The organism is Streptomyces sp. NRRL S-350, assembly GCF_000719705.1.
GTDB lineage: Bacteria > Actinomycetota > Actinomycetes > Streptomycetales > Streptomycetaceae > Kitasatospora.
The window spans coordinates 1-1,133 of the sequence record NZ_JOHO01000164.1 but is presented as its reverse complement, the minus strand read 5'-3'; the positions used below and the strand labels follow the sequence as shown (position 1 = coordinate 1,133).

Here is a 1,133-nt window from a genome sequence, read left to right as displayed (position 1 = left end):
CTCCCAGTAGACGACTGGGTTGATAGGCCGGATATGGAAGCCCTGTGAGGGGTGGAGTTGACCGGTACTAATAGGCCGAGGGCTTGTCCTCAGACGCTCGCGTTCACTGTGTGGTTCCCGGGTAGCGAACAGCTATCGCCGGCGAACAAGAAACACTTATTCAACTGAAAAGTGTGTTTCGCTGAATACCCGATAGGGTTTCGGTGGTCATAGCGTGAGGGAAACGCCCGGTTACATTCCGAACCCGGAAGCTAAGCCTCACAGCGCCGATGGTACTGCAGGGGGGACCCTGTGGGAGAGTAGGACGCCGCCGAACAATTATTCAAGGCCGCGGCCCCAGCGATTCGCTGGGGCCGCGGCCTTTTTGTGTTTTGCGAACGTGAAGAAAATCCGACAGAACGGACCTTCCGCCCAGGCGCGAAAGACCCCGGCATGTCGGACAATGGAGAAGGTGCGCGGGCCAGGAGGCCGGCGCCGAAACCGCGTGACGGCAGCGGAGTTGCACGCACGGCCCGCGCGGTGAAGCTGAAGCAGCAGAAGGAGTCACCAGGATGTCGAACCAGCCCCAGGACCGTCCCGAGCGTCGATCGGACGACGGCCGAGGCTACGAGCCCCGGTCCCGTGGGGGTTGGTCGAACGATCGCCGCGACGACCGCTCCTCCGGTAGCAGTTTCCGTCGGGACGACCGCCCGGGTGGGCAGCGTCGCGACGACCGCGATGACCGTCCGCGTCGTGACGACCGCCCGGCCGGCGGTGGCTATGGCCGTGACCGTGACGACCGCGGTGGTGACCGTGGTGGTTTCCGTCGTGATGACCGTCCGTCCGGTGGCGGTTTCAACCGTGACCGCGGTGACCGCCCCACCGGCGGCGGCTACGGTCGTGACCGTGACGACCGCGGTGGTGACCGTGGTGGTTTCCGTCGTGATGACCGTCCGTCCGGTGGTGGCTTCAACCGCGACCGTGGCGACCGCCCCTCCGGCGGCGGTTTCCGTCGTGACGACCGTCCGTCCGGTGGCGGTTTCAACCGCGACCGTGGCGACCGCCCCACGGGCGGTGGCTTCCGTCGTGACGACCGCCCGAGCGGCTTCCGTCGTGACGACCGTGACGACCGTCCGCGTCGTGACGACCGCCCG

General features: G+C 66.3%; 2 rRNA genes and 1 pseudogene. All 3 read left to right on the top strand.

Annotation, left to right across the window (positions count from 1 at the left end):
- Positions 1–91 (top strand): 23S ribosomal RNA (locus IF30_RS0140260); the annotation flags it as partial.
- A 108-nt stretch (positions 92–199) separates the two neighbouring features.
- Positions 200–316 (top strand): 5S ribosomal RNA (gene rrf / locus IF30_RS0140255).
- A 205-nt stretch (positions 317–521) separates the two neighbouring features.
- Positions 522–1,133 (top strand): annotated as a pseudogene (locus IF30_RS0140250) (RNA helicase); the annotation flags it as partial.